This window comes from Brevibacillus sp. FIR094 (genome assembly GCF_050477165.1).
Taxonomy (GTDB): Bacteria; Bacillota; Bacilli; order Brevibacillales; family Brevibacillaceae; genus Brevibacillus.
The window spans coordinates 1-8,262 of the sequence record NZ_JBEAES010000069.1 but is presented as its reverse complement, the minus strand read 5'-3'; the positions used below and the strand labels follow the sequence as shown (position 1 = coordinate 8,262).

Annotated in this window: 5 protein-coding genes; 3 read left to right on the top strand and 2 right to left on the bottom strand. The window is 44.8% G+C overall.

Annotated features, from left to right (window positions below; translation table 11 throughout):
• Nucleotides 1–145: 145 nt before the first annotated feature.
• Complete coding sequence (locus tag ACQ5DJ_RS29650) at nucleotides 146–1,420, top strand: MFS transporter (protein WP_429845581.1); 1,275 nt, start codon at nucleotides 146–148, stop codon at nucleotides 1,418–1,420.
• 61 nt (nucleotides 1,421–1,481) lie between these two features.
• Here the strand turns inward: ACQ5DJ_RS29650 and ACQ5DJ_RS29645 are convergent, their stop codons facing one another.
• Nucleotides 1,482–2,846 carry an ATP-binding protein gene (locus ACQ5DJ_RS29645; RefSeq protein ID WP_429845580.1) on the bottom strand — a complete coding sequence of 455 codons (1,365 nt, stop codon included), beginning with the start codon at nucleotides 2,844–2,846 and terminating at the stop codon, nucleotides 1,482–1,484.
• Nucleotides 2,843–3,568: a response regulator transcription factor gene (locus ACQ5DJ_RS29640; RefSeq protein ID WP_429845579.1), complete on the bottom strand. Its 726-nt coding sequence runs from the start codon at nucleotides 3,566–3,568 to the stop codon at nucleotides 2,843–2,845. Before ACQ5DJ_RS29640 ends, ACQ5DJ_RS29645 begins: the two co-directional genes overlap by 4 nt.
• Nucleotides 3,569–4,128: 560 nt before the next feature.
• On the opposite strand from ACQ5DJ_RS29640, the gene gyrA reads away from it, so the two are divergent.
• Both gyrA and ACQ5DJ_RS29630 read left to right on the top strand, forming a co-directional pair.
• Nucleotides 4,129–6,672 carry a DNA gyrase subunit A gene (gene gyrA, locus ACQ5DJ_RS29635; protein WP_429845578.1) on the top strand — a complete coding sequence of 848 codons (2,544 nt, stop codon included), beginning with the start codon at nucleotides 4,129–4,131 and terminating at the stop codon, nucleotides 6,670–6,672.
• Nucleotides 6,673–6,836: 164 nt separating this feature from the next.
• Nucleotides 6,837–7,922, top strand: coding sequence for an HD-GYP domain-containing protein (locus ACQ5DJ_RS29630; RefSeq protein ID WP_429845577.1), 1,086 nt, complete (start codon nucleotides 6,837–6,839; stop codon nucleotides 7,920–7,922).
• Nucleotides 7,923–8,262 lie beyond the last annotated feature (340 nt).

Below are 8,262 nucleotides of genomic sequence, written 5' to 3'. Positions count from 1 at the left end.
GAGGACTTATCCACACACTTAGCAACTGATCATGCAGATCCAGTTTTCAGGGAATGAAATAAGCCATCCAGCTTGGATGGTTTTTTTGTACTATTTAAAAACTGAAATTTCTGACGTCCCATTTTTAAAAAGGAGTCATGTCATTATGAAACAAGCTTCTTCGAGTCGGCTCCACTACGCCTGGGTCGTTGCGGGTGTCACCTTTTTCATCCTTTTGATTGGCGCTGGAATTCGATCTGCTCCTGGTGTATTTATGGTTCCTGTTGAACAAGAATTTGGCTGGAGTCGCTCTTCTATCTCAATAGCGCTGTCCATTAATCTATTGCTATACGGATTGGTAGGCCCGTTTGCAGCAGCAGTCATGGATCGGTTCGGAATAAGGCGTATCACGATCATTGCTCTTATCCTGTTAGCGTTGGGTTCCTCCCTCACGACTTGGATGCAGGCCTCCTGGCATCTAACTGTACTTTGGGGAGTCGTTGTTGGACTGGGGTCAGGATGCACGGCTTCCGTATTGGGAGCGATGATCGCAAATCGCTGGTTTGTGAAGCAACGAGGATTGGTTATGGGGATATTAACAGCAAGCGGTGCAACAGGACAGCTGGTATTTCTTCCTCTTCTCGCAAGCTTGGCTGAATCAGATGGCTGGCGTACGGCATCGTGGGTGATTGCAACAGCAGCTCTGATCTTGGTTCCGATTGTGGCTGTCTTGATGCGTGATCGACCAAGCGATAAGGGACTTCAGGCATTTGGTGCGACAGAAGCTGATCAAGAAATAGAGGACATCAAGCAAAACCCTTTTCGTGCAGCTATTGATGGTTTAGTAAGAGGATCTCGTTCCTTTGATTTTTGGTTGTTGGCTGGCAGCTTTTTTATTTGCGGTCTCTCTACAAATGGTTTAATCGGTACTCATTTTATAGCTGCTTGTATGGAGTACGGTATTCCAGCGGTAACAGCTGCAAGTTTACTCGCTCTCATAGGAATCTTTGACATTATCGGAACAACATTGTCGGGATGGCTGTCGGACCGCTTTAACAATCGTTGGCTCTTGTTTTGGTATTACGGTTTACGGGGATTTTCGTTAATGCTGCTTCCCGCAGCGCTATCCTCTTCTACGTTTACCTTGGGCTTATTCATTGTCTTCTATGGCTTAGATTGGGTAGCTACAGTTCCTCCAACACTTAAGTTGACAACCGATATTTATGGAAAACAGCAATCAGGAATATTGTTTGGATGGATATTGGCCGCACATCAATTAGGTGCTGCTGTGGCCGCTTACGGTGGAGGAGTCATTTATACCATGTTGAATAGTTACTTCATCATGTTTATCATTGCGGGATTATTTTGCTTGATCGCTTCTGTCATGGTTATGAGGATTGGGAGGAATGCGCTCACAGCGAAAATTTCCGGGAACATGTAGGGGCAAATATATCGAAGGAAAGAAAAACACCCGAGTGGACACTAGATCACTCGGGTGTTAGTTAGTTTTCAGGCTGCGAATACAAGGGAAGGATGATGCGGAAAACAGCGCCGTGGAGTGGACCATTTTCTGCTTGGAGACGACCATGCGAACGTTCGATAATTGCTCGAGAAATAGCTAGGCCCAGTCCAACATCACCATTTTTCCCTTTCACAAAACGATGAAATAGATGGGGGAGCAGTTCTTCCGGGATGCCCTCACCATCATCTTGTACTTCTATTTGGAGATGACGTTTGCCTGGCTTGATTTCGATCATGATCTGATCCTTGGCATGGCGCAAAGCATTTCCAATGATATTCAACAAGGCTTGGAGAAACTTTCCTTCATCGAGGTACACTACGTCATTGTTTTTAGTCGGACGTACTGAAATCGTTACATTGTGTTGGAGCTGCAAAGGGTGTAAACGCTCAATGGCCCGAGTCACCAAGTCAGTAGCGGAATGCCATGAGGGATCAAACAAATTCTCTTCGCCTTCGAGCTTGGCCAACAATATAATTTCAGTCACAATATGCTTCAAACGATTGGTTTCCTCTACAATTACATCAAAACCTTTTTCAGCAGCAGCATCAACAAAAACACCATCGCGAATTCCCTCGGCATATCCTTGAATGGACATGAGAGGAGTTTTTAGCTCGTGGGAAGCATTCTGTAAAAATTGCCGCTGGATTTCATGAAAACGATCGAGCTCTTGTGCCATGGAGTAGACACTATTTGAGACCTCAGCAATTTCACCGCGAGCAGGTATGAGTTGGACTTCGGAAAAACGACGTGCTTGAACCTTTTTAATTTCTCTCGTCAATTTATGCAGTGGCTTCACCATACTACGCGTAATAAAAAAGCTGAGCAAAATGGTAGATACGGCTCCAATCAAAACGATGAGTAATATGTTATTTGTCATCTCCATACGAATGTCTTTTAGCCCGCGTACAGGAGAGGCCAGAATCAGTCGTTGCTTTTCGTCGTTTTTAAAAGGCAAGTTAACGACCACATAATCATCGCTACCGACCATCCAAATGTTTCGATTTTGCCTTTTCTCCGCTTTACGCTCAAGGGCATCCATCCACTCATTCAAATTGGAAGATGGCAGGGATGTGTAGAGCACTTTTTTCTTTTTTCCTAAGAGTAAAACTTCTATCTTGCGATTGGAGACGAGAAGCTTTTCGAGTTCTGCGACTCCCTCTGTTTCAATCTTTACATTCGATTCGTTCATTTTTTCAATCCAGAATCGACCTTTAAGGTTTAATTCATTCTTTTGCTGCTCGATTAAATTATCCAGCAAAAACGAATTGATCAGGGCGGCTGATACCCCCATGACAAGACAAAGAAGAAGGGCGAACATCAACGTAATGCGAAATTGGATACTCATTCATCTTTCGTTCCTTCCAAAGTTCGCAGGCGATAACCAAAGCCCCAGACGGTTTCGAGAGGGATCTTGTCCAGCTTTTTTCGGATACGACGAATGAGATCATCAACTACTCGATCACTTCCAAAATAATCATACCCCCATATAAGAGAGAGCAGCTCATCACGGGAAAAAGCCCGATTCGGATGCTCTGATAAAAGGCTGAGCACTTGAAACTCTTTCGAGGTCACCTCTACTTCCTCCCCAAAAGAATAGACCAGACGTTTTTTCTTATCTAATACAAGAGCGCTGTTAGCAGCCTCTTCCGTGTTACTGTCTTTCGCAATGAAAGGGGATTCTTCTGCATGGGATTTCATCTGTTTCCAACGTTGGAGTGCCCGATTTACGCGTGCCACTAATTCACGAGGGCTAAAAGGTTTGGTCAGATAATCGTCGCTTCCTAGCTCTAGTCCAAGAATCTTGTCTACTTCTTCGTCGCGAGCAGAAACCATGATGATAGGCGTCTCTGAACCAGCACGGATACGTCGGCAAAACTCATAGCCATTCATACCTGGCAACATGATGTCCAATACCCATAGATCGGGGGGATTCTCTTGTTCTAAAGTAATAGCCTCTTCGGCTGATTCAACTGCAGTTGTAACATAGCCCTCCTTTTGCAGATAGGCTTCGACGATCTGACGAATATGGATGTCATCGTCTACGATAGCAATGTGAAAGGTCTTCATAGGATTCCTCCGCGAACCTTTAGATTCTTACTTTATTGTACATGTTCAAACCGACTTAAGCAGTTGTTGAAGGTATTTCCCACACTTTTCCCATACTATCCTGCGTTTCTTACAATAGTGTAAGGAAGTTGAAACCCAAATCGATGGGACTACGTGTTCATTCCCTGTAAAATCAAAGTACATTCAATAAACGGAGGGATACACCATGAGAAAACTACTACAGATGATCGCGATTACGCTCGGATTGTTAATCGATACGAAGACAATGATTCGCTCCTCCGAATTGGAAATGGTCGTGAAGCTGTAAAGATGATAATAAATACATGTAAAATAACATGAAATTGTAGGCGCCAGAATGTAGGGGCCTTTTTTGTTTTGTGCGATGATCCAGCCAGAAACAGAGCTGGAATATTTAGGGACACTACGAAATTCGTGTGTGTAAGACCAAAATCGGTGGAAATATTGAGGAAATGGATTGATTCAACTGGATTTTTTGGACGTGTGCTCTCTCTATATGGTATAATGAAGTATTGTGATAACCAGTTGGAGGTTTACCCTTTATGGCAGAAGAAACTGCTCGGTTTCCAAAAGTCGATATTAGCCACGAAATGAGAGAATCGTTCATTAGCTATGCGATGAGCGTTATCGTCAGTCGGGCTTTGCCTGACGTTCGCGATGGTTTGAAGCCTGTTCACAGGCGTATTTTGTATGCCATGCACGATATGGGCCTTACTCCTGACAAGCCGTTCCGTAAATCGGCCAACGTTGTCGGGGAAGTAATGGCGAACTACCATCCGCATGGTGACTCTTCCATCTATGAAGCGATGGTACGTATGGCCCAAAATTTTAACATGCGCTACATGCTGGTTGAAGGGCAAGGGAACTTCGGTTCTGTAGACGGTGACCCGGCAGCGGCGATGCGTTATACGGAGTCGCGTTTTTCCAAGCTCGCGCTGGAGCTTTTGCGCGATATTGATAAAGAAACGGTCGATTTCATTCCGAACTACGATGGACGCAAAGAAGAGCCGGTTGTATTGCCTTCGCGTTTCCCGAACCTGCTTTTGAACGGGGCATCAGGGATTGCAGTAGGTATGGCAACCAATATTCCGCCGCATAACCTGACGGAAGTTGTTGATGGCGTTATTGCCATGATCGACAACCCTGATATTACCATCCAAGACTTGATGAAGATTATCAAGGGACCTGATTTCCCTACTGCTGGTGAGATTCTAGGTTACAGTGGTATTCGTCGTGCCTATGAAACAGGTCGTGGATCCATTATTATGCGCGCCAAAACCCTGATTGAAGAGGATGGGAAAGGAAAACCGCGCATCATCGTAACGGAGATTCCTTTTCAGGTCAACAAGGCCAGACTCGTGGAAAAAATCGCGGAGCTCGTGCGCGAGAAAAAAATCGAAGGCATTACTGACCTTCGTGATGAGTCTGACCGCAAAGGTATGCGCATTGTGATGGAATTGCGTCGCGACGTTATTCCAAAGGTTGTTTTGAACAACTTGTTCAAACATACCCAAATGCAGTCTACGTTTGGTGTTAATATGCTGGCGCTCGTTGACAGTCGTCCGCGTGTATTGAATCTACGTGACATGCTCTATTACTATTTGGAGCACCAACGTGTCATTATCCGCAGAAGGACCGAATACGATCTCAAGCAAGCAGAAGCCCGTGCGCACATCTTGGAAGGTTTGCGCATCGCTTTGGATCATATTGACGAGATTATCAGCTTGATTCGTTCTTCTCAAACCACAGAAGAAGCTCGCACAGGACTCATGGAAAACTACACCTTGTCCTACGAGCAGGCACAGGCCATCCTCGATATGCGTCTGCAACGCCTGACTGGTTTGGAGCGCGAAAAAATCGAGAACGAATACCAGGAGCTCATGGTAAAAATCGCAGAACTGCGTTCGATTCTTGCAGACGAAAACAAAATCTATGCGATCATCCGTGAAGAGCTGGGTGAGATCAAAGAGAAGTTCGGAGATGAAAGACGCACGGAAATTACTTTCGATGAGAATAACATCGATGATGCCGATTTGATCCCAGAGGAAGATGTGGTCATTACCCTGACGCACGACGGCTATATCAAGCGTCTGCCTGTTTCCACCTACCGTTCGCAAAAACGCGGAGGACGTGGTATTCAGGGATTGGGAACCAAGGATGACGATTTTGTCGAGCATCTGTACATTACCAATTCGCATGACTACATCATGTTCTTCACGAGCAAAGGGAAGGCTTATCGCCTAAAAGGATTCGAGATTCCGGATTTGAGCCGGACAGCCAAAGGCACCCCGATCATCAATCTCATTCAGATTGAAAAAGGCGAGCGGGTGAGTGCGGTAATCCCTGTGAAGGAGTTTGATCAGGAACACTTCCTGTTCTTTGCGACCAAGAAGGGGATTATAAAGAAAACCACCTTGGAGTCCTATGGAAATATTCGCAAAGGCGGACTGATTGCAGTCAACCTTCGCGAAGACGATGAATTGATTGGTGTTCGTCTGACAGATGGCCAACAAGAAATCATCATGGGTACTCACAAAGGCATGTCCGTCCGTTTCAATGAGGGAGACGTACGCACGATGGGACGTAACGCCACCGGTGTGAAGGGGATTACCCTTGACGACGATGATGATGTCATCGATATGGACGTTATCAAACCGAATGCAGAAGTGCTCATTGTAACGGCGAATGGTTACGGTAAACGGACTCCTGTCGATGAATACCGCATTCAATCTCGTGGCGGTAAAGGAATCAAGACACACAATGTAACGGATCGAAGCGGTCCGGTCGTTGGGCTGAAAGTCGTTGAGCCTGAAGAGGATCTGATGATTATTACCACTTCCGGTATCATCATTCGTACAGAAATGAAAGGTATTTCTGTGATGGGCCGTTACACGCAAGGTGTGAAACTGATCCGTTTGTCTGAAAATGAGCAAGTGGGATCAGTCGCCAAGTGTCCTCCAACTGAGGAAGAGGATATGTTGGATGAAGATGCGGAAGAGAGAATCGAGGATCTGCAAGACGGAGAGACTGTCGAAGCATCCGAGCCTAACGAACCTAACGAAGCTAACGAACCGACAGAGGAATAAAGAAAATCACGACGAAAGCGTCCCGCATAATGTGGGGCGTTTTTTCGTATAAGTGCAGAAAGTTTGTTCTACCAGTGCTTTTTTCCTGCAAATGGTTTGGGTTTGGAGTAAAATTGGGAAATGGATACTATATCATTAACAAGTTGGATCGGGTGGTGAGCAGGTTGCCCAATGTGGAAGTGAAACAACTGACTCTTGGAGCGAAATTGGCTGAAGACGTATTTACAGCATTGGGAGGCATTCTTTTTGCAAAAGGAACCCCTCTCTATGAAAGAGAAGTTCAATTTTTAGAAGCGTTCATGATCAAGCAGGTACAAGTAGAGGAATCAGGAGGGGCTTGGACTGACCAAGGTGAACCAACAAAAGTAGATACGCCAGAAGCTTCTGATAAGTTTACCCAAGCTAAACCAGTGTTTCAGGAGTCATTTGATAAAGCAGTGTCTACACTGAAAAATTTGATGACCCGCGTACAAGGCGGCAATAACATACCTGTTATGGAAGTCAGAGAAGTTGTGACGCCGATCATTACGGAGTTTCAGCAGCAACCACAAGTTCTTCTCTCCCTGCGGCGCTTTGCAAGGATGGATAGCTATGCCTACGAGCATGCCATAGCGGTTGGGATTATTTCTTATATGATTGCAAAATGGGTCAAGGTGCCAGAGAAGGAATGGATGCAGGTCGCATTAGCGGGTACATTGCTCGATATAGGAAAAACGAAAATTGATCGGCGGGTTTTGCAAAAACCAGGGAAGCTTACGCCAGACGAATTCGAAGAGATGAAGAAGCATACTGTTTATGGCTACCAAATTATTAAGTCATCCCACGGTTTAAGTGAAGGTGTAGCATTAGCGGCTTTGCAACATCATGAGCGAGAAGATGGTTCAGGCTATCCGCTAGGTTTACCTGGTTCTAAACTGCATTTATACAGTAAAATTGTCGCCGTGGCTGATGTATATCACGCAATGAGCTCAGATCGTGTGCACCAAAAGGCATTGTCTCCTTATCAAGTCGTGGAGCAATTAGTGCAGGATAGCTTCGGGAAACTTGATCCTACCATTGTTCGGACATTTGTAGAGGGGATCACTCAATTCGCTGTAGGAACGCTAGTTGAATTAAGTGATGGAACGATTGGGAAGATCGTATTTACAGACCGTAATCACCCAACGAGACCAATGGTTGAAACAGGTGGTAAAATCGTAAACTTAGTCGAAGCTCGACATTTATCTATTGTGAGAGTAATGGAACAGTAAGGGAGAGAGGCGAGTGATTCGCCTCTCTTTTAATATGATTTAAAGAAATTCAATTTTATTATAAAAACCCTTGTGCAGTTTAAAAATACGTGATAAGATACTTCTTGTCGCTTCGATTGAAGCAACACTTCAAGAAGAAAAGTTACATAAGCTATTTACTTCTTGAGCATTGTTTGATAAAGTATTGAATTGTCGCCGCTAAGCGGAACAAGATTTTTTAAAAAAACATCTTGCAAAAGCCTAGGCGGTATGATAAGATAGAAAAGTCGCCTCGAGAGAGACGAGAAAAATGCTCTTTGAAAACTGAACAGCGAAAGCGTTAATGAGTCTATCATTAAAT